The following is a 22,328-nucleotide window of genomic DNA, read 5'->3' on the forward strand; positions in this document are numbered from 1 at the left end:
AGTTCGACGTCGACACGTCGCAGGAGGTGCCATGGCGCGCAAGGCCAAGGTCGAGGGTGAAGCCAGGTTCACCCCTAAGAGGGCGAAGAACGCGGTCGCGGTGGCGAAGGTGCTCGGCCCGGCGGTGATCCCGGTGGTGGCACCGCTGGCGGTCCGCGCGGCGGGCGCGGCCAGGGAGGCGTACGACCGCTACCAGGCGCGCAAGCTCGGAGTCTCGGTCGACAAGCTGGGCGAGTACACCGGCCGCGGCGCGGCCCTGCACGCCCGCATCGCCGGGGTGGCCGAGGGCTGCCGCGACCTGCAGAAGTCGGAGAAGGCATCGGCCGCGGACCGGGAGTTCGCCGCGGGAGCACTGGGGACGCTGGAGCAGCTGTCGGCTTCGGTCCGGGCGTCGGAGCGGATGCCGGCGGCACGGCGGAAGTCGGTACACCGCGCGGTCGCCGGAGAGCTGGAACGGCTCGAAGGACAGCTGCTGCACCGGCTGGGGATCTGACGCTCGTGAGTGGTAAAGCGGGTTCTAACCCGCCTTACCACTCACGAGGGGTTACTGGATGAAGCCCTTCTTCACCATCCAGTCGTGGGCGACCTTCCCCGCGTCCTCGCCGTCCACGTCGACCTGCTTGCACAGCTCGACCATCTGCTCGTTGTCGATCGCCGCGCTGATCTTCTCCAGGGGGCCGCGAACCTCCGGGTGTTGCTTCAGCCACTCCGTTCGCAGCGTTGCCACCGCGTTGTACTGGGGGAACGCCTTCTTGTCGTCCTCCAGCACCCGCAGGTTCAGCCCCGAGATCCGGCCGTCCGTGGTGAAGACCTCGCCCACCGGGCAGGTTCCGCTCGCCACCGCCGAGTAGATCGTGCCGATGCCGAAGTTCTTCACCGTCGGGTTCTGGAAGCCGTACGCCTTCACCGCGGCGGGGAAGCCGTCCTGGCGGCTGGTGAACTCCGTCTCCAGGCAGAACACCGCCTGGTCCGGCTTCTGCTTGATGAACGCCGCCAGGTCCGACGTCGTCTTCAGGTTGTTCTCGGCGCCGTACTTCTCCGTCACCGCGAACGCGTACTGGTCGTTCAGCGGCGAGTACTTCAGCCAGGTGACGCCGAACTTCTCCTCGTCCGCCTTGGCCGTCGCTTCGTACTGGGCCTGCTCGCCGCCGGGGACCGGGAGCTCGTTGCCCTGGTAGTTGATCCAGCCCGTGCCCGTGTACTCCCACGTCACGTCCGTCTGGCCCGACAGCAGGGCCTGGCGCGACGAGTTCGACCCCTTGATGTCCGAGAGGTCCACGACGTCCGCGCCCGCGGCCGTCAGGGCCATCTCGGCCATGTACGCCAGGATGATGTTCTCGGTGAAGTCCTTCGACCCCACCGTCACCTTCACCCCCTGCAGGGACGGGATCGGCTGGATCGAGCCCGGCTTGATGTCGTACGGGACCGCCTGGTTGACCGTCAGCCCGCAGGACGACAGCGTCACCCCCAGCAGCGCCACGACTGCCAGTCGCCGGAGTTTCATCGCAGCCCCTTCGGTCCGAAGTACTGTTCGGCGACCGCGCCCAGCCAGTCCACCAGCAGCGCCAGCGCGACCGCCAGCACCGAGCCCGTCACCAGCACCGACGTCAGGTTCAGCTTGTAACCCGTGTCGATGAGCAGCCCGAAGCCGCCCGCGTTGACGAACATGCCGAACGTCGCCGTGCCGACCGCCAGCACCAGGGACGTGCGCAGGCCGGCCAGGATCAGCGGGACGGCCAGCGGGAGCTCGACGCGCCAGAGCACCGCGCCCGCCGACATGCCGATGCCGCGGCCCGCGTCGATCAGGGCCGGGTCGACCTGCTGGATGCCGACCATCGTGTTCCGCAGCACCGGCAGCAGCGAATAGAACGCCAGCGGCAGCGCCGCCACCCAGATCCCGCCGGTCGCGCCGGTGACGATGAACCACAGCACCAGCACGCCCAGCGCGGGCGCGGCCTGGCCGATGTTCGCGATGGCCAGGAAGATCGGCGCCAGGAAGCGCGCCCACGGCCGCGTCACGATCACCCCGAGCGGCACCGCGACCAGCACGACGATCGCGGTCACCACGAGCGTCATCAGCACGTGGTCCCACAACGCGGTGAGCAGCGTCGACGCGTTGAGGGTCTCCTTCTCCGTCGCGTTCAGCCCGCTGGAGAACACCGAGACCAGCGTCACCGCGACGATCACCAGCACCGCGACCGGCTGGGCGAACAGCCGGACGCGTTCCGCGCGCCGCGAGCCCGACTCGGTGCTGAAGCCGGTGTCGACGGCGGCCGCCGTCATGCGGACACCTCTTCGCCGTTCGTGTGCTCGTCGCGCAGCTGCTGGATGGTCGCGATCACGGTGTCCAGCTGGATGGTGCCCGCGTACTCGCCGCGCGCGCCGGTGACCGGTACCGAGCCGCCCTCGGCGAGCATCGCCTCGAGCGCGTCCTGGAGCGTCGACTGCAGGCTGACGACGTCCCGCAGCGGCTTGCCGAGGTTCGCCAGCGACGTCGCCGACGTGAGCTCGCGGACGTGCACCCACCGCGTGGGACGGCGGCGCGCGTCCAGCACCAGCGCGAAGTGCTTGCGCGACGACTGGAGCTTCTCCCGCACCGAAGCGGGCGACTCGTCCGCGGTCACGGTCAGGGCGTCCTGCTCCAGCTCGACGTCCCGGACGCGCAGCAGCGTCAGCTGCTTCAGGGACGCGCCCGCGCCCACGAATCCCGCGACCGTGTCGTCCGCCGGGTTCGCCAGGATCGCTTCCGGGGTGTCGTACTGCAGGATCGTCGACTGGTTGCCGAGCACCGCGATCTTGTCGCCCAGCTTCACGGCCTCGTCGAAGTCGTGCGTGACGAACACGATCGTCTTCTTCAGCTCGCTCTGCAGGCGCAGCAGCTCGTCCTGCAGGTTGCCGCGGGTGATCGGGTCGACCGCGCCGAACGGCTCGTCCATCAGCAGCACCGGCGGGTCCGCGGCGAGCGCCCGTGCCACGCCGACGCGCTGCTGCTGGCCGCCGGAGAGCTGGCGCGGGAAGCGGTCGCGGAAGTCGGCCGGGTCCAGCCCGACCAGGTCCATCATCTCCTCGACCCGGTCGTTGACCTTCTTCTTGTCCCAGCCGAGCAGGCCCGGCACCACCGCGATGTTCTGCGCGACGGTGAAGTGCGGGAACAGCCCGGCCTGCTGGATGGCGTAGCCGATGCGACGGCGCAGCGTGTCGACGTCCAGGCTCAGCGCGTCCTCGCCGCCGATGGTGATCTTGCCCGACGTCGGCTGGACCAGCCGGTTGATCATCCGCATGGTCGTGGTCTTGCCGCAGCCCGACGGGCCGACGAAGACGACGATCTTGCCCGCGGGCACGACCATCGAGAAGTCGTCGACCGCCGCTTCACGGGTGCCGGGGTACCGCTTGGTCACGTGCTCCAGCTCGATTTCGACGCCGGAGACTTCCTCGTTCTCAGCCACGGACACCCCTAGAGATGGTGAAGCGCTTGATCAGGACGTAGACGCCGTCGAGCAGCAGGGCGAGGATGACGACCCCGACCGTGCCCGTGACGGCTTGGTTGAGGGAGTTCGTGCTCCCCGCGTTCGTGAGCCCGGAGAAGACCTCGGCGCCGAAGCCGGGGCCCTTCGCGTAGGCGGCGATCACCGCGATGCCCATCAGCATCTGGGTGGCCACCCGCATCCCGGTGAGGATCGCCGGCCACGCCAGCCGCAGCTCGACCCGGGTGAGCACGCCGAAGCGGCTCATCCCGATGCCGCGGGCGGCGTCGGTGATCGCCGGGTCGACGCCGTCGAGCCCGACGATGGTGTTCCGGACGATCGGCAGCAGGCCGTAGAGCACCAGCGCGATCACGGCGGTCGTCGGACCGAGCCCCGAGAGGGGGATCAGCAGGCCCAGGAGGGCGAACGACGGGACCGTCAGGATCGTGCTCGCCAGCGCCGTGGCCACCGCCGAGCCGATCGGGCTGCGGTACACCGCGACCCCGATCAGCACGCCGAGGACCGCGGCGATGATCGTGCACTGCACCACCATGCTGGTGTGCAGGTAGGCCTCCAGCCACAGCTTGCTCGCCCGGTCGGAGATGTAGTCGAAGAGGTTCATCCGTGTCGCTCTCCCGCCCTTCGCGCCGGCCTTCACCCGAACGGGCTAGTTCCTGACCGACGGCTCAGTACCCACGGCACGGGCCGCCGAAACCCCCGGCTCCGGCCCACCGTGGCCCACCTCGCCGAGATCGGCAACAAGTGGGCTGAACCACGGCGTGGCGCGGGACGTGAACTCCTTGTGTGCTCACTTCACGGGATCACACGCTCACGCCCGAACAGGTCCCTTAGGCTGCTCGGCATGAGCGTTCCGGCACGGCGACCCGCCGTGCTGGGTGCTACCCGCGAAGTGTTGCTCGCCGTGAGCGCCGCCGCGCTTTCCGTGACCGCGCACCGGCTCGCCGACGGCGGCCTGCCGGACCCGGCGATGACCGCGCTGCTCACCGGCCTCTTCGGCTGGACGGCGGCCGCGTTCGCCCGCAAGGCCCGCGGCCCGGTCGCCACGATCACCCTGCTGGGGATCGCCCAGCTGGTGATGCACCTGCTGCTCACCACGCTCGCCGGCCACCACGACATGTACGCGATGCCCGGCCGCACCGGGCTCGGCATGATCGGCGCGCACGCCGCCGCCACGCTGGTGACCGCGCTCCTGCTCGCCCGCGCGGACACGATGCTGCTCACCGTGCTGGCCGTGCTGCGCGCGTTCCTGCCGCGGCTGCTCACGCCGCTGCCGGTGCCGGCGGCCCCCGCGCTCGTGCCCGTCCGCGTCGACGCGCCCGGGCACCTCGTCGGCGTCGACCTGCGCCGGATCCGCGGGCGGCGCGGCCCACCCGTCCACTCCTGAACCCAGCTCGTCCCCGAACCAGCGGACCCCCGAGTCCGCTGCCCCTTCTTGAGTTCATCAGGAGTGAACCCATGTCCCAGCACGTCTTCAAGCGCGCCGGTTTCCTGGCCGCCACCGTCGGTGTCGCCGGTCTGCTCGGCGCCGGCGTCGCGTCCGCGCACGTCACCGCCAACGTCTACGGCCCGCAGCCCACGAAGGGCGGCTACGCGGCGGTCGTGTTCCGCGTGCCGAGCGAGGAGAAGGACCCGATCACCACCACGAAGGTCGCCGTCGACTTCAAGGCGGACTACGGCATCGGCTCGGTGCGCACCAAGCCCGTCCCCGGCTGGACCGCCCAGGTGACCAAGTCGAAGCTGCCGGCCCCGATCACCAAGGACAACGGCACGCAGATCACCGAGGCCGTGACCGCGGTGACCTGGACCGCGCAGCCGGGCAGCGAGCTCAAGGCCACCGACTACCAGGAGTTCTCGGTCAGCTTCGGCCCCCTGCCGACCAACGTGGACCAGGTCGAGTTCCCGGCCCACCAGACCTACAGTGACGGCAAGGTCGTCGACTGGAACCAGCCGACGCCGGCGAACGGCGAAGAGCCGGAGCACCCGACGCCGTCGGTCAAGCTGGCCGCGAAGGCCGAGGGCGACGGCGACCACGCCGGGATGGCCGCGAACACGGCCTCCAGCAGCGGGGAGCAGACTCAAGCCGCGGCGACGTCGGACAACACGGCCCGCTGGCTCGGCGGCGCCGGCCTGCTCGTCGGCGCGATCGGCCTCGGCGTCGGGGCCGGCGCGACCATCCGGGCCCGCAAGGCCACGGCGAAGTCGGGAGGCAACAGCTAAATGCGCGGTGTGCTCGTCGCGCTGGCGTTGACCGCGGTGGCCGTGCTCGGCACGGCCACCCCGGCGCTGGCCCACAACGTGCTGATCTCCTCGGACCCGGCGAACGGCTCGTCCGTCGCGGCCGGCCCGCCGAAGATCAGCCTGACGTTCGACCAGTACGTGCAGGGTGCGGACGTCAACCAGATCGCGGTGACCGGACCCGGCGGCGGCCAGTGGGCCGAGGGTCCGATCAGCGTGGTGAACAACGTCATCAGCGCGCCGCTGCGGCCGCTCGGCCCGGCCGGGAAGTACACCATCGGCTACCGGGTGCTCTCCGCGGACGGCCACCCGGTGACCGGTGAGCTCACCTTCACCCTGACGACCGCCGGCTCCGGCACGCCGGCGACCGTCGACGCGGCGCGGTCGCCGGGCGGCTCCGCCCAGGCGTCCACGTCGTCGACCTCGGGTGGCGTCCCGATCTGGGTGTGGATCGCCGGTGCCGTCGTGCTGCTCGCGATCGGCCTGACCGTGGCCCTGCGGTCGGGCGGCAAAGTCGAAGAGAAGAACTGATGACCCAGGCCGAGACCACCGCGAAACCCCGCTATTCGACGCTGCTGTGCGTCGTGACGGCGGGGCTGCTCGGCGCCCTGGTCGGCGTCGCGCTCATGTCCACCGCCCCGGTGCCCGGGGTGGTGGAACCCAGCGCGGTGGTCTCGGCCGGGATCCCGGTCGTGCGCGTGCTGCTCGACCTCGCCGCGGTCACGACCATCGGGCTCGCCCTGCTGTCCGTGCTCGTCGGCTACGACCGGCCGAAGCTCACCGAGCCGGTCATGCGGCTGGCCCGCCCGGCCGGCGTGGCGGCCGCGCTCGTCTGGGCCACCGCCGCGGTCGTCGCGCTGGTCCTGCAGACCGCGGAGTACAAGCCGGGCTCGCCGACGCTCTCGCCGTCGGACATCGGCCAGTACATCGCGAACGTCGGCGCCGGGAAGGCGCTCGTCATCGTCGCCGCGCTCGCGCTGGTCCACGCCGGGATCGGCGCGCTGGCGCTGCGCTTCGGCGAGAAGGTGCCCGCCGAGGTCCGGGTCGGGCTCGGCCTGTTCGCGCTGCTGCCGCTGCCGGTCACCGGGCACGCGTCGAACTGGAACTACCACGACTACACGATGATCTCGATGGAGCTGCACGTCATGAGCGCCGTCGCCTGGACCGGCGGCCTCGGCGCGATGACCGTGCTGCTGGTGGCGAACCGGACGCTGCTGGCGCACGCGCTGCCCCGGTTCTCGAAGCTGGCGACGCTCTGCCTGGTCCTCTCGGTGGCGACCGGGCTGTTCAACGGCCTGGCCGAGATCTCGCTCAACCCGACCATCGGCTTCTGGACGGCGATCTTCACGACGCCGTACGGGCAGCTGCTCATCCTGAAGGTCGTGTGCACCGGCGTCATCGCGCTGCTCGGCGCGAACGTCCGCTGGCGGCTGCTGCCGCGGATCGTCCGGCACGACCGCACGGCGCTCGCCGCCTGGGCGACGCTCGAGCTGACCGTGATGGGACTGGCGTTCGGGTTCGCCGTCGTGCTGACGCGGGCGCCGGTCGTCGCCTCCTGAAACGTCGTTGCCGCAGGTAGGACCCGGTGCGAAGTCACCGCGAGTAGCTGCAACTTGCGCATTGGGATGACTCGGCATCCATTGGGGGTGACCGGTCGGGCAGAACTTTCTACCCTGAGCGGGCGCCCTTTTGGATGCGACGAACGGTCATTTGCAGTCGGCGAATGCACGTGCAGGCTGTGGTGTCGATCACACCAAGTGACAGATGACGGTCAGCGGTAACGCGTCCACCGCGTGTCGGTCCGCGCGTTGCGGAAGTCGTCCAGCCGCCGGTACAGCTCCGGGCGCACCTGCGGCCGGCTGCGCAGGATCGGCAGCACGCTCGTCGTGAGCTTCAGCTCGCGGATCCCCCGGAGCACGGCGAACCCGGGCCACGACGTCACGTCGAAGCCGTACGCCGTGGCGAACATCCGGTAGCGCACCGGCGGGTCGCCGAACCGCTCGCGGCCGACCGCGAGCGGCGTCAGGTCCCATTCCGGCGGGCCGACGCACGACGAATCGAAGTCGCACAGCACCGGGCCCGCCGGGCCGGGGATGACGTTGCCGGGGTACGCGTCGCCGTGGACCAGGCCCCTGGGCAGCGGAAAGGCCAGCTCGGCCAGCTCCGCCTCGAGCTCGGCGCAGCGGTCGAGCAGGAACTCCCGGTCGGCGTCGCCGAGCTCCTCGGCGTCGGACACCCGAGCCCGCACCGCGGCGAACGGCGCCCACTCGGCGAGCCCCTCCGGCGGGGGCAGGGCGTGCACCTGGCGCAGCAGCCGGGCCAGGTCGGTGGACGTCGCCGGGCGGCCGATGCTCGGCACCCGGTGCCACACGGTCACCAGGTGCCCGCCGACCTCCAGCGGCTGCTCGACGTCGCCGAGCAGCCGGATCGCGGGGACGCCGTGCTCCTCGAAGTGCCGGGCCACCCGCACGACCGTGCCGACGCGGTGCCGCAGCTGCGTCGAGCCGACGATCCGGATCACGAACGGTGCCGTGACCAGCGCGTACACCGCGTTGTTGGTGAACCGCAGCAACCGCGCGCCCGCCGGGTCGAGACCCAGCAGCGCGCTGGTTTCGGCCAGCACGCCACGCAGCTTCTCCGAGGTGAACCGGCCGTCCAAGACCGCGCCGGCCCTTTCGGGGTCAGGCGGCGTAGAAAGCGTGGAGGCGGTCGGCGAGGTCACGGGCGTCGGCGTTGTTGCGGCGGCGCTCGGCCTCTTCCTGCAGAGGCCGCATCCGGTCCTTGACCCGCTCGGACTTGATGCCCTCGGCGCAGTCGATGGCCTTGCCGCCGACCTTGGCGCCGTGGTCGAGGTCGCCGTCGAGCAGGTGGTTGGTGGCCAGCGCGCTCAGCATGAAGGTCTTGGAGCGGGCCATTTCGTCGTCATAGGACTCGACGGCCTTGGTCAGCGCGGGGATCGCGTACTTCGTGTGCTCCGCGTTCTTCTGCGCGAGGACCGTGTGGACGGTGCCGACCATGGCGTAGACGTCGGTCTCGGTGAAGAACTTGACCCAGGACTCGGCTTCGGCCAGGTTGGCGCGCTCGAACTCGTCCTTGCTCCGGCCGAGCAGCTTCACCGCCTGCTCTTCGTTGCCCATCATCGCGTAGGCCCAGGCCTCGTTCGCGCAGAGCACGGAGACGGCCAGCTCGGAACCGCTTTCCTGAGCCGCGATCTGGCCCAGCTGGAACAGCTTGAGCGCGTCGTTCGGAGCGTCCTGGTGCAGGTAGACGCGGCCCATGCGGTAGAGCACGTTCGCCACCAGCGGATGGTTTTCGCCCTGCTTGGCCAGGTCCAGCGCGTTCGCGAAGTGGCCGCGGGCGGAGTCCATCAGGCCGGTGTCGAAGGAGGTCCAGCCGGCCAGCGAGTGGAGGTCGGCGAGCGCCACGTACAGGCGGTTCTTCACGATTTCGGTGCCGTGCGCCTCGAGCATCTGCTGGCCCCAGGACAGCTGCGCCACCACGGCGTCGCGGCAGAACCCGCCGCCGTACTGGTAGTCCAGCGCCCGCAGCGCCCGCGTCGCGGCTTCCACCTGGCGGACGTCGGTCATGCCGATGCGCCCGGGCGCCGGCGTCCTGGCCGGCCCGGCCGCCCAGGTGCCGGATTCCGGGCCGAACACCGCCGCGCCCATCGTGACCTGGGCCGCGTGCGCGAGGAACCTCCGTCGCTTCACGGACTCGTCCTCCTCAGCCTGCTGGCCGTCGGCGGAGCCGACGACGCGTATCGCCGTGGCCTCGTCGTAGGCGAGGCCCATGTACCCACGGGGAACGCCCAGGCCGTCGGCGATCCTCGTGAGCACGTCGTAGGCCATGACCTGGCGACCCTTGAGGATCTCCGACACCTCGGACTGGGATTGGCCGGTCATCGCGGCGATCTGGCGCTGCGAGACACCGTGCTTGCGCAGGAGCCGGTAGACGGCGCTGATCTCGCGCGACGCGAGAGCCGTTCTCATCTCCGGCTGCTCCCACGCGTCAGCGGGAACTGCGTGGCTCTGCCGGGCTTCGGCACTGCCACCGTTACTGGCGTCCATCGCGCCCCCTCCACTGTCCGGTCGGGCGTCTGAGAAACAGCGTAGGCAAACCTGCGGAACCGTGTGAACAGCCGAACTGGTGCCCTGATCGGTCGGGGCGAAGTCCGTTGACCGCTTACCGTGGAACCGAGCCCAGTCACCGCTATGACGCCGATTCCACCTTCTATCGCACCCGGTTTCACCTCACTGTAGTTGTCAGATCTCCGTCACCGCCCGGACACCGGTAGCGATCACGGAGAGCTACGAAAAACCGCAGCGTTGTGCAAGGTGCGATGTTGCAGAAGGCATCTTCGAAGACTGTCGACAGAGCGGAGAAGGGCGTGGAGTTCGTGGACTCGTTCGCAGGGGGACATGCCGGCATGGCCGCCCGCGCCGTGCGGCCGGCGGTCGCGACGGTCTCTCCCGTCTCCGCCGTCCGCCCCGTGACCCCCGCCGCCGCGGTGGACCCCCGCACCGCGAGCGTCCGCCACTACGAAGGCGGTCAGCTCGTCTGGCGCGTGCAGTGCGGCGACCTGATCAGCCGGGAGCGGGCGGTCACGGTGTTCGTCGAAGACAACCAGGTGGTACTGGTCTCGCCTCCCGGTGAGACCGCGCGGTTGACGTCCGGCCAGCTCGGACAGCTGCGCGCCGCGCTCAACGAAGCCGCCAAGATGGCGGAAAGGTAACGGTGAGCTGACATGGATCAGGTACTCGGGCAGGTCCTCCGCAATGCGGTCTGGGAGCGCCTCGACATGCTGACCGACCTGGCGAACCGCGCCGACGCCCAGTCGCTCGTCTCGGTTGCGCGCTCCGAACTGCCCCGCCTGACGGAGGCGTGGCGCGCGATGCTGAAGATGCACGAGCCCGACGAGCGCGGCGACTGCCCGACCTGCTCGACCCGGTGGCACCGCTGCAAGGCGCCGTGCTCGGTCTGGCAGGTCGCACACGAACACCTCGTGGCCGGCGGCCTGGCCCCGCAGCAACAGTCCGCAACCGACAGCCGGTTCCAGGGCCGTCGCAAGAGCCCGGTGCCGACGCACCCCGCGCCGCCCACCGCGGCCGAGACCACCGGTCGCCACGCGTTGGTGAACCCGCGCCGAGCGGTCACGGCCTGACCCCAGACCGGCGAGCGCGGCCGACCGATCGCCCCATCGGACCCGCACCCGCACTCGCCCCGGCCGAGGACTGTTTCGCCCGCACCCCCGAGCAGCGCGAACCAGTCCTCGGCCATCATCCCGGTCCCCTCCGCGATTAATCGAAAATTTTCCGCGTTAGCCCTAGCCCAGGGGGTAATCCCCCGCTAGATTGATCATCACAAGCGGTATGGACCACTGGTTCACCGCTGACCGCCCCGAGCGGCCCTCGAATTCCGCGGGCCGGTGCCGTTGCACTCCCCTCCCCCGACCGGCACCGGCCCGCGGTTCCATCCCCGAAAAGCATTGAAGGCCACCCTCGATAGTCCGAGGGTGGCCTTCAGGCTTGTGGGGCTTAGCGAACCGCCTTCACGCGCAGCACGAGCACCGCGGCCAAGAGCGTCGCGACCGCCGAAGCCGCGAACAGGCCCGAGTAGCCGCCGAGGTAGGCGAGCACCAGCGGCGTCACGAGCGGGGCGACCACCTGCGGCAGCGAGTTCGCGATGTTGATGATGCCGAAGTCCTTGGCCCGGTTCTGCGCCGCCGGGAGCACCTGCGTCAGCATCGCCAGCGCGACCGCCATGTACGCCCCGAAACCGACGCCGAGCAGCGGGGACGCGGCGAGCGCGACCGGCCAGCTCTGCCAGAGGACCAGCAGCAGGGCGGCCAGCGCCATCACACCGGAGGCCGCCAGGACGTACGGCTTGCGCCGTCCGGACTTGTCGGAGAAGTGCCCGGCGAGCACCGCGCCGGCGACGAGCGCGACGCCGTACAGGCCCATCATGATCAGCAGGCCGTTCTCCGGATCCGCGTAGTGCACGGCGTCCTGGAGGAAGTACAGGAGGTAGAGCGTGCCGAACGCGTTGCCGAGGTTGATCATGAAGTGGCAGCTCCACGCCCACGCGAAGTCGGGGTACTTCCGGGGCGAAACCCAGAAGTCGCGCAGCACCGGGCGCAGCGCCCACGGCGGGCGGAACTCGAGCGGCAGCCGCGCGTCCGGCGTCCGGAGGACGAAGAACGCGGCGCCGATCACCACGATCCCGGCGCAGACCGCGTAGGCCAGGGGCAGCCCCGCCAGGCCGAGCACGACGACGACCACGACCGCGCCCAGCACCGTGCCGAGCATCTGCGCGATGCCGACCAGGCCGCCGACCACGGCCAGCTGCTTGACCGGGACACGGTCGGGCAAGGCCGCCATGAGCGCGGCGAGCATGCCGTTGAGCCCGCCCTGCACGAGGCACCAGCCGATGATCATCACCGCGACCGTCGGCGCGAGCGCCAGCACCACCAGCCCGGCGGCGGCGAAGATCGCGCCGGCGACGGTCCACGGGTGGCGACGGCCGAACCGGGAGCAGGTCCGGTCGGACAGCAGCCCGATCGCGGGGTTGGCGACCAGCGCCACCGCCGCACCGAACCCCATCACCAGCCCGAGCACGGCTTCCTTGTTCGCGCTGTCGAGCAGCTCGGCCTGCTTCGGCAGCAGCACCTGGATCGGCGCGTAGACGCCCAGCCACAGCGCGATGTTCGCGAAGAACAGCAGGCTCATCCAGCCCGGCCGGACCCGCTCGGTGGGCTCGGCGAGCGCCTCCGGCAGGGTCTGGGTCGTTTCACTCACGCGCCGATCTGATTCGTTCGCAAGCTCACTCATGCCGCACCAGCTTCCGGTACCAGTGGAACGAGTCCTTCGGCGTCCGCCGCAGGGTCTCGTAGTCGACGTGCACCAGGCCGAAGCGCGGCGCGTAACCCTTGGACCATTCGAAATTGTCCATCAAGGACCAGCAGAAGTAGCCACGGACGTCGACCCCGGCGTCCATCGCCTCGCGCAGCGCGACCAGGTGGCTGTGCAGGAAGTCGATGCGTTCGGGATCGTGCACCCCACCGTCTTCGGCGACTTCGTCGGCGAAGCTGCAGCCGTTCTCGGTGATCTGGATCGGCGGCAGTTTGTCCTGGTAGCGGTGGTGGAAGTCCAGCAGCAGCTCGCGCAGGGCGTGCGGGACGATCGGCGAGGCGTTCGTCGTCATCGGGTAGCCCTCGATGTCGCGCAGCTCGAAGGGCAGCGGGTTGCCCGGGCCGGGCTTCGCAACACCCTGCGGCTCGTAGTAGTTGACGCCGTAGAAGTCGAGCGGCTGCGCGATGGTGGGCAGGTCGCCGGCGAACCCGGCCGGGAGGTGCTCGTGGAGCTGTTCGGGGTAGCTGCCGAGCAGCATGGGGTCGGCGTAGAGCCGGTTGAGCAGGGCGTCGAGGTAGTCCGCGGCGTCGTGCGCGTCGTCGTCCGCGGGCCAGATGGGCGAGTGGTTGTTGGCCGTGCCGACGTTCGTCGCGCCGGCCGCGCGCAGGGCCTGGACGGCGAGGCCGTGGGCGAGGTTCTGGTGGTGCGCGGTGGGAATGGCGTCGAGCAGGAGCACCTTGCCGGGCGCGTACTCGCCGATGCCGTAGCCGAAGATCGACATGACCATGGGCTCGTTGAGCGGAATCCACAGTTTCACCCGATCGGCGAAGCGGTCTCCGATGATCTGGGCGTACTCGGCGAAGCGCTCAGCGGTCGTCCGGGAGAGCCAGCCGCCGTCGTCTTCGATCGCTTGCGGGGTGTCCCAGTGGTAGAGCGTGACGGCGGGAGCGATGCCGGCTTCGCAGACGGCGTCGATGAGCTTGTCGTAGAAGCCGAGCCCTTCGGGGTTGGGCGCGCCCTTCCCGTCGGGCTGGATGCGGGGCCAGGCGATGGACATCCGGTAGGCACCGACGCCGAGCTCGGCCATCAGCGCGATGTCTTCGGGGTAGCGGTGGTAGTGGTCGGCGGCTACGTTGGCTTGTTCACCGCGGGCGATCTTGCCCTCGGTCGCGGTGAACGTGTCCCAGATGGACGGTCCGCGCCCACCTTCGCTGGTGGCGCCTTCGATCTGGAACGCAGATGTCGAGACACCCCAGAGGAAGTCGGGCGGGAAGATCGGGTTCTGCACCGGCTGCTGACCCCTTCGTCAGGCCACCCGTACGGGTGAACATGAAAAGTTCTCATATACTAGGTCTTCACTCGTCCGTGGGGAAGCCCGTCGGCACGATAAAGTCGCAGATCAGACGAGGAGGAGCGCCGTGTCCGACATCCAGGCCGCGAAGGTGCCGGCAGAAGCCACCCCCTTGCGCCGTCAGCCGGTTCAGCAGCGAAGCGCGAAGCGGGTCGAGCAGATGCTCGACGCGAGCGCGGCGCTGATCGACGAGCTCGGTTACGACGCGCTGACGACGACGTTGATCGCCAAGCGCGCGGGGGTCGCCGTAGGTTCGCTGTACCAGTTCTTCCCGGACAAGAGAGCGGTCGTCCAAGCGCTCACCGCCCGGAACCTGGACCGTTTCGTGGGAGCGGTGAACGAGCGCCTGAAGCAGCTCGGCCCGGAGCACTGGTGGGACGTCGTGGACTCGATCCTCGACATCTACCTGGAGATGCACCGCACGGTCCCCGGCTTCTCCAAGGTCCACTTCGGCGACATCATCGACCGCCAGCTGCTCGACGAGACGCGCGACAACAACGCGGTGATCGTGGATTCCCTGACGGACCTGGTGTCGACGCAGGTGGACCGCCCGGTGGAGGACCTGCGGTTCGCGATCGGAATCGCGAACGAGGTGGCGGACGCGTTGCTGAAGCTGGCGTTCCGGAAGGAACCCAGCGGGGACGAGAAGATCGTCGCCGAGGCGAAGTACGTGGTGAAGGGGTATTTGGCGGCCCGGTTCGGGGAGCAGTCGTAGCTGTCCACAGAAGTTGTCCACAGGTATGCACAGCTGTGGACAACTGAGGTGTTTCGGGGCGGGTTGTCGGTGGGGGCCGATAGACTGGATGTGGGGGTTCCCCCAGGGAGGGCGGGCGCGCGCGTGGCGGCCGGCCTGGGTGCCGGGGATCGCATTTGCGGCTTGCTCTCCGGCGCTGGGGATGCGCTCTTTTCGCAGGTCAGACGCCCGCGGTGCCGGGACGCGCGCGCTTCCCGCCGGTTAGTCGCCCGCGGTCGAGAGAATGCGCTCTCCCGCAGGTCAGTCACCCGCGATGCGGGGAATGCGCTCTCCCGCAGGGTCAGCCACCCGCGATGCGGGGAATGCGCTCTCCCGCAGGGTCAGCCACCCGCGATGCCGGGGACGCGAACACCCGGCCGAGAAAGGCGAGTGCACGTGGCGGCGGAACCCCGCGGCGGTACTCCAGCTCGCTCAGCGGATGCGTGACCTCGCCCGCCGCCAGGTGGGGTTCGGCGGCTGGGTCAGCCGAAGTTCTGGTGCTCACCCCGGTACGTAGGCACCGTGCGTTCCACCTGGTCCCCGCTGATCAGGTGGTAGTGCGTGAACCGCTCCGCCAGCTCGCCCGCCTTCGCGTGCCGCAGCCACACCCGGTCGCCCAGCTGCAGGCCGCGGGCCGCGCGGCCCGTTACCGGAGTTTGGACCTCGCCCGCTCCCTCGAAGCCCAGGAACTTCAAGCCCGCCGGCAGGTACGGCTGCGGTTGGCGGGAGGGGCCCGTCGGGCCCGAAGCGATGTAGCCGCCCGAAAACAGCGTCGCGATGTTGCGGGTCGGGCGGCGGACCACCGGGAGTGCGAACAGGGCCGCCGGGCGGGGCTTGAAACGCGTGTAGCCGTCGAAGAGCGTGGGGCCGATCAGGCCCGAGCCCGCCGCTATCTCCGTCACCACCGCGTCCGCGCCCGTCGACTCCAGGCTGCCCGTGCCTCCTCCGTTGACGAACTCCAGGTCCGTCACCTCGCGGACCGCCCGGACCACGGCGCCGCGGCGGCGGGCCAGCTCGGCCGCCGATCGGCGTTGCATCCAGCCGACCACCAGGCGGTTGAGGCGGCGGCCCGCCGCGTCGCCGAGGCCCGCGATCTGGCCTTCGTACGCCATCACGCCCACCAGGCAAAAGCCCGGGCGGGCCACGATCTGGCGGGCGAACGCCGAGGCCTGCTTCGGGGTGAACACGGGTGACCGGCGCGTGCCGACGTGGACCCCCGGGAGCGGGCGCCAGGACGCGTCCAGCTCCAGGCACACCCGGATCTCCGGGTGGCCGTGGCCGAGGGCCGCGTCGACCAGGTCCAGGTGCGCCACCGAATCGACCATGATCGCGATCGACGCGCGGGCCTGCTCGGAGGCGGCCAGGCGGCGGAGGGCTTCGTGGTCGGCCGTCGGGTAGGCGACGACGATGTCATCGGTCGTGCCCTGCTCGATGTGCCAGACCGCTTCCGCCAGCGAGTAGCACATCAGGCCCTCGAAACCCGGCATCGCCAGCGTCCGCTCCAGCAGCGCACGGCAGCGCACCGACTTGCTGACGACGCGGATCGGCTTGCCCGCCGCGCGGCGGCGGAGGTCGTCGGCGTTCGCGTCGAAGGCGGCCAGGTCCACCACCGCCAGGGGCGGATCGAGGTCTTTGGTCGCCAAGTCGTACACCGTCGCACTGGTCACGAGGTCTAAAGTACGACACGAAGGCTTGAAACGCGAATACTATTCACTTACTGTTTCGGGCACTCGACGATGAAGGGTGCGCGCATGACCCGGTGGACCAACTGGGCGGGCACGGCGTCCGCCTCGCCCCAGCACGTGCACCAGCCGCGCAACGCGGCTGAGATCGCGGCGGCCGTCGAGAGCGTCGCCCGGGCCGGCCGCACCGTGCGCCCCTGGGGCAGCGGGCACTCCTTCACCGCGATCGCCGTCGCCGACTCCGACGCGCTCGACCTGCGGCACTGGACCGGTGTCGAGAAGGTGGACCTCGAAACCGGGCACGTCACCGTCCGCTCGGGCACGACGATCAAACAGCTCAATGCCGAACTCGACGCGCTCGGGCTGGCCATGGCCAACCTCGGTGACATCGACGCGCAGACCATCGCCGGCGCGATTTCCACCGGCACCCACGGCACCGGCGCGCAGCTCGGCGGCATCGCGACGCAGGTCGCCGCGCTCGAACTCGTCCTCGCCGACGGCTCGGTCGTCACCTGTTCGGCCGACGAAAAGCCCGACCTCTTCGCCGCCGCCCGCGTCGGCCTCGGCGCGCTCGGCGTGATCACCACCGTGACCCTGCGCTGCGAAAAGGCCTTCTACCTGCGCGCGCAGGAACGCCCCGAGCCGCTGGAGCAGGTCCTCGAAGGCTTCCACGACTTCGCCGCCGAGAACGACCACTTCGAGTTCTACTGGTTCCCCTACGGCAAGAACGCCCTGGTCAAGCGCAACAACCGGTGCGAAACCGCACAGCCGTTGAGCAAGGTCCGGGAGTTCGTCGACTACCAGATCATGGAGAACGTGGCCTTCGGCGGCCTTTGCCGGACCGGGCGGCTGATGCCGCGGCTGGTGCGCCCGCTGAACAACTTCGCGTCCAACATGCTCTCCGCGCGCGAGTACAGCGACGTCTCGCACCGCGTCTTCGTCACCGCGCGCAACGTCCGGTTCACCGAAACGGAATACGCTGTTCCACGTGAATCAGTGCTCGACGTGCTCGCCGAACTACGCGCTGTGGTGCCGACGCTGAAGGACCCGGTGATGTTCCCGGTCGAGGTGCGGGTGGCCGCGGCCGACGACATCTGGCTTTCGACCGCGCAGGGCCGCGACTCCGCCTACATCGCCATCCACCAGTTCGTCGGCATGCCGTACCGCGAGTACTTCGGCGCGTTCGAGAAGATCGCCGGCGCGGTCGGCGGCCGCCCGCACTGGGGCAAGATGCACGACCTCGACGCCGGCGTCCTCCGCTCGCGCTACCCGCACTTCGACGACTTCCTGCGCGTGCGCAAGGAAACCGACCCGGACGGCGTCTTCACCAACACCTACCTGGACCGCGTGCTCGGCTACGTCTAGAAGAGCGCCGACACCGATTCGCCGTTGTGGATCCGGCGGATCGCCTCGGCCATCGCCGGCGCGATCGACAGGATCTTCAACTTCTCGGTGCGTTCCTCCTCGGGCACCGGAACCGTGTTGGTGCAGACGATCTCCAGCACTTCCGGCCGGCTGCCGATGCGTTCGATGGCCTTCGCCGCGAACAGCCCGTGCGTGCAGGCGACGCGGATCGAGCGCGGGTTCAGTTCGGCCAGCCGGTCCAGCAGCTCCAGCACCGTGCTGCCCTTGGCGATCTCGTCGTCGAGCACGATCACGTCCCGGCCGGTGATCTCGCCGATCACCGACGTGATCTGGACGCGGTCGTCCGGGAAGCGCTCCTTCGCCCCCGCCGCGACCTGGACGCCGAGGAGCCGCGCGAAGTGCGACGCCTCCTTCGCGTTGCCCAGGTCCGGCGAGACGACGGTGGCGCGCGAAAGGTCGTACTGCCGGAAGTGCTTGGCCAGCTCCTGCAGCGCGTGCAGGTGGTCGACCGGGACGCTGAAGAAGCCGTGGACCTGCGGCGAGTGCAGGGTCATCGCCAGCACCCGGCTCGCGCCGGCGGTCACCAGCAGGTCGGCGACCAGCCGGCCGCCGATCGAGATGCGCGGGGCGTCCTTCTTGTCCGAGCGCGCGTACGAGTAGTGCGGGATCACGGCGGTGATGCGGGACGCCGACGCGCCGCGCGCCGCGTCGAGCATCAGCAGCAGCTCGACGAGGTGCTCCTGCACCGGCTTCACCAGCGGCTGGATGATGAAGACGTCCCGCTCGCGGCAGTTGGACTGCAGCTGCACCTCGAGGCAGTCGTTGGCGAACCGCTGGATCTCGACCGGCCGCAGCGGCACGCCGAGGTGCCGGCAGATCTCCTCGGCCAGCTCAGGGTGCGCACTGCCGCTGAAGACGGCGATCTCTCTCGATGCCTGGGTGATCACAGCGCCGAGATCGCTTCGCCGATGGCGTCCTCGCCCGAGATGAGCGTGAGGGTGCGGCGCACCGAAGCGGGGGTGTCCAGCAGGCCGACGAGCACCGCGGCGACGTCGTCACGCGGGATCGGGCCGCGGCCGGCCGTGTCGGCCAGCAGGACCAGGCCGGTTCCGGCGTCGTCGGTCAGCTGCCCCGGCCGGAGGATGGTCCAGTCGAGGTCGCGGGCCTTCAGGTCGTCCTCCGCCGCGCGCTTGGCGCGCAGGTAGTGGCGGAACTCCTCGGTGACGTCGGGGTTTTCCGGGTTGTCGGCGCCGATGGACCCGACCTGGACGTGCCGCCGGACGCCGGCCCGTTCGGCCGCTTCGGCGAACAGCGCCGCGGCGCCGCGATCCACGGTGTCCTTGCGGGCGGTGCCGCTGCCCGGCCCCGCGCCCGCGGCGAACACCGCGGCGTCGGCGCCCTTGAGCACCTCGGCGACGGCGTCCACACCGGAGTTTTCGAGGTCGAGCACGACGGCTTGGGCGCCGGCGGCTTCGAGGTCCGCCGCGTGGGCGGGGTTCCGGATGATCCCGACCGCTTCGTCCCCGCGCGCGGCGAGCAGCCGCTCCAGCCGCAGCGCGATCTGACCGTGTCCACCAGCAATGACGACTCGCATGGAGCCGACCCTAGTGCGAAGCGGGCGCCTCTGCGGTCCGGAGCAGGTGGTCGTAGACGAGCTCGTTGACCAGGCGGGAGACCGGGTCCTCGGCCAGCACGACGCGCTCGGTGCGGCCTTCGAGGTCGAGGTCGACGACCGCGTTCGGGTCGGCGGTCACGACGGCGAGGCCGTACGCGCGGGCGCGCGGCAGGCAGTTGCCGACGTAGTCCTCGGTGAGGACGGCCGGCGACGGGAGCACCATCGCGGCCTCGCCGTAGCGGGCGAACGGAACCGCGGAGGCCATCGCGGTGCGCCAGTGGCGCGCGACGGCCAGGACGCCGACGATCTCGGCGGCCGGGGCGGGGGCGGTTCCGGCCAGCTCCGGCCAGGTCCAGGTGTCGACGGTGGCGCGGTCGGCCACCGGGCCGGCACCCATCGCGATGCGCTCGGCGTGTACGTCGGTGCGGAGCTTGGCGACCACGCAGACCTTGCGGCCCAGGATGGTGATCTCGGGGAGCACGACGCCGTTCCAGCCCAGCTGGGCCGCGGCGGCGCGGGCGAGCTCGTCGACGCTCGCGGGGAGCTCGATCGGCGGCACCACGCGGCTCGGCATCGACCGGCTGCGCTTCGCGCCACCGGCGACCGTCGAGCGCTCGGTGTTCTGAGGTGTAGCCGCCACGAGTCCGCCTCCTTCTAACCTGCACCGCTTCGTGACCGGGGGAAACCGGCACCCAACCTGTCTAACAGCGCGGCGGCGCGGCGTCGCCGGGTAGTGCGAGTGGCTGCGATCGGCGGCGCCCAGCGGTCGATGACCGGTCGGTAGGCGGTCATCGGACTTCGGTCGAACGGTGCGGCCAACCGAGTGAGAGCGAGGTGAGTGGCATTACCGTCCGGCGGCAACCGACTACCCCGAGCAGAAGGCGGCCATCGGTGATCACCCGGCCGGGACTAGCCCGTTCGGCGCAAACCGCCGGTCATCCACTGTGGACGCAGGCCGCTGAGCTGCGGATGTCCGGTGTCACCCGGCCGGCGGTGAGCTACGCCGCAGCGGTCACGCGCGCGCGGGGACTAAAGTTACCCACCAGTTACTTAGCCCCCGCCTTGGAGGACCGATGCGCTCCCCGAAGGACTTCTTCGCCCCGCTCGCCCTGGGCGCGCCCGCCCCCGTGCGGGAGATCCCGGTGACGCCGTCCCGGATGATCCACTTCTTCGACCCGGGCAACGAGAAGATGGCGGCCAAGGTGCCGGACATCGCGAAGAAGGTCGACGTCTTGCTCGGCAACCTCGAGGACGCCGTCCGCGCCGACCGCAAGGAGGCCGCGCGCGCCGGGCTCGTCGCGATCGCCAAGGCGAACGACTTCGGGAAGACGCAGCTGTGGACGCGCATCAACAGCCTCGACTCGCCGTGGGTGCTCGACGACCTGGTCACGCTGGTCACCGAGATCGGCGACAAGCTCGACGTGATCATGGTGCCGAAGGTCGAAGGCGCGCAGGACATCCACTACGTCGACCGGCTGCTGGCCCAGCTCGAGGCGCGCGCGGGGCTGACGAAGCCGTTGCTGGTGCACGCGATCCTCGAAACGGCGAGCGGCGTGGCCAATGTGGAGGAGATCGCCGGCGCCAGCCCGCGCATGCAGGGCATCTCGCTCGGCCCGGCCGACCTGGCCGCGAGCCGCCGGATGAAGACGACCCGCGTCGGCGGCGGGCACCCCGGCTACCTCGTGCGCACCGACCCGACCGGCGAGGACCTCGACGAAGGCCGGACGACCTACCAGCAGGACCTCTGGCACTACACGGTCGCGCGGATGGTGGACGCCTGCGCGATGCACGGGATCCTGCCGTACTACGGGCCCTTCGGGGACATCCGCGACGTCGTGGCGTGCGAGGACCAGTTCCGCAACGCGTTCCTGCTCGGCTGCGTCGGTGCGTGGAGCCTGCACCCGGTGCAGATCGACATCGCGAAGAAGGTGTTCTCGCCTTCACCGTCCGATGTGGCCTGGGCGCGCCGGGTGATCGCCGAGATGGGCGACGGCACGGGCGCGGTGATGATCGACGGGAAGATGCAGGACGACGCGTCGGTGAAGCAGTGCCGCGTGGTCGCCGAACTGGCGGACGCCCTCGCGGCGGACGACCCCGAACTCGCCGCGGCCTACGACGCGGCCACGAAGGAGGCCCTCGGATGACCGAGGTGAAGCCGAGGCGTTCCGTCCTGTACATGCCGGGCGCGAACGAACGTGCGCTGGAGAAGGCCAAGACGATCCCGGCGGACGCGCTGATCCTCGACCTCGAGGACGCCGTCTCCCCCGACGCCAAGGAAGCCGCGCGCGACCGGGTGTGCGCCGCGGTGGGTTCGTACGGTTCCCGCGAGGTGACGATCCGGGTCAACGGCCTGGACACCGAGTGGCACGACGCCGACCTGCGCGCGGCCGCGGCGGCGGGCCCGGCCGCGGTGGTCGTGCCGAAGGTGAACTCGGCGGCCGAGGTGCACAACATCGAGCGGGCGCTGGAGCTGGGCGGCGCGCCGGACCACACGAAGATCTGGGCGATGGTCGAGACGCCGGTCGCGATGCTGCACGCGGCGGAGATCGCGGCGGCCTCGGAGCGGCTGACCGTGCTGGTGATGGGCACAAACGACCTGGCCAAGGAACTGCACGCGGAGTTCGTCCCGGGCCGCGGCCCGTTGCTGGGCGGGCTTTCGCTGTGCCTGCTGGCCGCGCGCGCGACCGGTCGCGTCATCCTCGACGGCGTCTACAACGACGTGAAGGACCTGGAGGGGTTCGAGGCGGAGTGCGAGCAGGGCCGCCAGTACGGGTTCGACGGCAAGACGCTGATCCACCCGGCGCAGGTGGAGCCGTGCAACCGGATCTTCGCGCCGTCCGAGGAGGAGATCGACCGGTCACGGCGGATCATCGAAGCGTTCGAAGGAGCGCAGAAGGAAGGCCGTGGCGTGGTGACAGTGGACGGCCGGATGATCGAGAACCTGCACGTCGACAACGCGCGGCGGGTGCTGGCGCTGGCCGAGGCCGTCAAGGGCTGACGGCCCCGGCCGGCGG

General features: G+C 70.3%; 23 protein-coding genes. 11 read left to right on the top strand and 12 right to left on the bottom strand.

Annotated features, from left to right (window positions below; all coding sequences use genetic code 11):
• The first annotated feature begins 31 nt into the window (after positions 1–31).
• Positions 32–493: a DUF6474 family protein gene (locus tag ABZW17_RS15285; protein ID WP_354813630.1), complete on the top strand. Its 462-nt coding sequence runs from the start codon at positions 32–34 to the stop codon at positions 491–493.
• Positions 494–544: 51 nt separating this feature from the next.
• On the opposite strand, the gene ABZW17_RS15290 is transcribed toward ABZW17_RS15285, so the two are convergent.
• Genes ABZW17_RS15290 through ABZW17_RS15305 form a run of 4 tightly spaced genes read right to left on the bottom strand, consistent with a single transcriptional unit; the run spans position 545 to position 4,086 of the window.
• On the bottom strand, positions 545–1,504 hold the full coding sequence (locus ABZW17_RS15290; protein ID WP_354813632.1) for a glycine betaine ABC transporter substrate-binding protein: 960 nt from the start codon (positions 1,502–1,504) through the stop codon (positions 545–547).
• Entirely contained in the window at positions 1,501–2,283 is a 783-nt protein-coding gene (locus tag ABZW17_RS15295) for an ABC transporter permease (protein ID WP_354813634.1), read from the bottom strand. Before ABZW17_RS15295 ends, ABZW17_RS15290 begins: the two co-directional genes overlap by 4 nt.
• Positions 2,280–3,446 carry an ABC transporter ATP-binding protein gene (locus ABZW17_RS15300; protein ID WP_354813636.1) on the bottom strand — a complete coding sequence of 389 codons (1,167 nt, stop codon included), beginning with the start codon at positions 3,444–3,446 and terminating at the stop codon, positions 2,280–2,282. Before ABZW17_RS15300 ends, ABZW17_RS15295 begins: the two co-directional genes overlap by 4 nt.
• Entirely contained in the window at positions 3,439–4,086 is a 648-nt protein-coding gene (locus tag ABZW17_RS15305; RefSeq protein WP_354813638.1) for an ABC transporter permease, read from the bottom strand. Before ABZW17_RS15305 ends, ABZW17_RS15300 begins: the two co-directional genes overlap by 8 nt.
• Positions 4,087–4,377: 291 nt before the next feature.
• Between ABZW17_RS15305 and ABZW17_RS15310 the strand changes: the two genes are divergently transcribed.
• The 4 genes from ABZW17_RS15310 (at position 4,378) to ABZW17_RS15325 (ending at position 7,279) form a co-directional block, all read left to right on the top strand.
• Positions 4,378–4,869 carry a hypothetical protein gene (locus ABZW17_RS15310; protein WP_354813805.1) on the top strand — a complete coding sequence of 164 codons (492 nt, stop codon included), beginning with the start codon at positions 4,378–4,380 and terminating at the stop codon, positions 4,867–4,869.
• 71 nt (positions 4,870–4,940) lie between these two features.
• Entirely contained in the window at positions 4,941–5,702 is a 762-nt protein-coding gene (locus tag ABZW17_RS15315) for a YcnI family protein (RefSeq protein ID WP_354813640.1), read from the top strand.
• Entirely contained in the window at positions 5,703–6,251 is a 549-nt protein-coding gene (locus ABZW17_RS15320) for a copper resistance CopC family protein (protein WP_354813642.1), read from the top strand.
• Positions 6,251–7,279, top strand: a complete 1,029-nt coding sequence (locus ABZW17_RS15325) for a CopD family protein (protein ID WP_354813644.1) — start codon at positions 6,251–6,253, stop codon at positions 7,277–7,279. The genes ABZW17_RS15320 and ABZW17_RS15325 overlap by 1 nt, the downstream gene beginning before the upstream one ends.
• A 212-nt stretch (positions 7,280–7,491) precedes the next feature.
• On the opposite strand, the gene ABZW17_RS15330 is transcribed toward ABZW17_RS15325, so the two are convergent.
• Together ABZW17_RS15330 and ABZW17_RS15335 are read right to left on the bottom strand one after the other, a co-directional pair.
• Positions 7,492–8,379: an aminoglycoside phosphotransferase family protein gene (locus ABZW17_RS15330; protein WP_354813646.1), complete on the bottom strand. Its 888-nt coding sequence runs from the start codon at positions 8,377–8,379 to the stop codon at positions 7,492–7,494.
• A gap of 22 nt (positions 8,380–8,401) precedes the next feature.
• Positions 8,402–9,787 carry a helix-turn-helix transcriptional regulator gene (locus ABZW17_RS15335; protein WP_354813648.1) on the bottom strand — a complete coding sequence of 462 codons (1,386 nt, stop codon included), beginning with the start codon at positions 9,785–9,787 and terminating at the stop codon, positions 8,402–8,404.
• Positions 9,788–10,107: 320 nt separating this feature from the next.
• On the opposite strand from ABZW17_RS15335, the gene ABZW17_RS15340 reads away from it, so the two are divergent.
• Positions 10,108–10,452, top strand: a complete 345-nt coding sequence (locus tag ABZW17_RS15340) for a hypothetical protein (protein WP_354813650.1) — start codon at positions 10,108–10,110, stop codon at positions 10,450–10,452.
• Positions 10,453–10,464: 12 nt separating this feature from the next.
• Positions 10,465–10,881 (top strand): hypothetical protein, encoded by a 417-nt coding sequence (locus tag ABZW17_RS15345; protein ID WP_354813652.1) that lies wholly within the window; start codon positions 10,465–10,467, stop codon positions 10,879–10,881.
• A 373-nt stretch (positions 10,882–11,254) separates the two neighbouring features.
• Here the strand turns inward: ABZW17_RS15345 and ABZW17_RS15350 are convergent, their stop codons facing one another.
• Entirely contained in the window at positions 11,255–12,514 is a 1,260-nt protein-coding gene (locus ABZW17_RS15350; RefSeq protein ID WP_354813653.1) for an MFS transporter, read from the bottom strand.
• 25 nt (positions 12,515–12,539) lie between these two features.
• On the bottom strand, positions 12,540–13,856 hold the full coding sequence (locus tag ABZW17_RS15355) for a GH1 family beta-glucosidase (RefSeq protein ID WP_354813655.1): 1,317 nt from the start codon (positions 13,854–13,856) through the stop codon (positions 12,540–12,542).
• 130 nt (positions 13,857–13,986) lie between these two features.
• Here ABZW17_RS15355 and ABZW17_RS15360 point away from each other — a divergent pair, with 130 nt between their 5' ends.
• Entirely contained in the window at positions 13,987–14,634 is a 648-nt protein-coding gene (locus ABZW17_RS15360) for a TetR family transcriptional regulator (protein WP_003069019.1), read from the top strand.
• Between the two features lie 500 nt (positions 14,635–15,134).
• On the opposite strand, the gene ABZW17_RS15365 is transcribed toward ABZW17_RS15360, so the two are convergent.
• Positions 15,135–16,319 (bottom strand): amino acid deaminase/aldolase, encoded by a 1,185-nt coding sequence (locus tag ABZW17_RS15365; RefSeq protein WP_354813657.1) that lies wholly within the window; start codon positions 16,317–16,319, stop codon positions 15,135–15,137.
• Between the two features lie 84 nt (positions 16,320–16,403).
• Here ABZW17_RS15365 and ABZW17_RS15370 point away from each other — a divergent pair, with 84 nt between their 5' ends.
• Entirely contained in the window at positions 16,404–17,699 is a 1,296-nt protein-coding gene (locus ABZW17_RS15370; RefSeq protein ID WP_354813659.1) for a D-arabinono-1,4-lactone oxidase, read from the top strand.
• Here the strand turns inward: ABZW17_RS15370 and ABZW17_RS15375 are convergent.
• The 3 genes from ABZW17_RS15375 to ABZW17_RS15385 are packed head-to-tail and all read right to left on the bottom strand — an operon-like array spanning position 17,696 to position 19,954.
• Positions 17,696–18,646 (bottom strand): ribose-phosphate pyrophosphokinase, encoded by a 951-nt coding sequence (locus ABZW17_RS15375; RefSeq protein WP_354813661.1) that lies wholly within the window; start codon positions 18,644–18,646, stop codon positions 17,696–17,698. The genes ABZW17_RS15370 and ABZW17_RS15375 overlap by 4 nt on opposite strands.
• Positions 18,643–19,293: an NAD(P)H-binding protein gene (locus tag ABZW17_RS15380; protein WP_354813663.1), complete on the bottom strand. Its 651-nt coding sequence runs from the start codon at positions 19,291–19,293 to the stop codon at positions 18,643–18,645. Before ABZW17_RS15380 ends, ABZW17_RS15375 begins: the two co-directional genes overlap by 4 nt.
• A gap of 10 nt (positions 19,294–19,303) precedes the next feature.
• Complete coding sequence (locus ABZW17_RS15385) at positions 19,304–19,954, bottom strand: hypothetical protein (protein ID WP_310968275.1); 651 nt, start codon at positions 19,952–19,954, stop codon at positions 19,304–19,306.
• 433 nt (positions 19,955–20,387) lie between these two features.
• Between ABZW17_RS15385 and ABZW17_RS15390 the strand changes: the two genes are divergently transcribed.
• Both ABZW17_RS15390 and ABZW17_RS15395 read left to right on the top strand, forming a co-directional pair.
• Positions 20,388–21,458 carry a CoA ester lyase gene (locus tag ABZW17_RS15390; protein ID WP_354813665.1) on the top strand — a complete coding sequence of 357 codons (1,071 nt, stop codon included), beginning with the start codon at positions 20,388–20,390 and terminating at the stop codon, positions 21,456–21,458.
• Positions 21,455–22,312, top strand: coding sequence for a CoA ester lyase (locus tag ABZW17_RS15395; protein ID WP_354813667.1), 858 nt, complete (start codon positions 21,455–21,457; stop codon positions 22,310–22,312). The genes ABZW17_RS15390 and ABZW17_RS15395 overlap by 4 nt, the downstream gene beginning before the upstream one ends.
• Positions 22,313–22,328: the final 16 nt, after the last annotated feature.

The organism is Amycolatopsis sp. NPDC004625, assembly GCF_040609695.1.
Lineage (GTDB): Bacteria > Actinomycetota > Actinomycetes > Mycobacteriales > Pseudonocardiaceae > Amycolatopsis.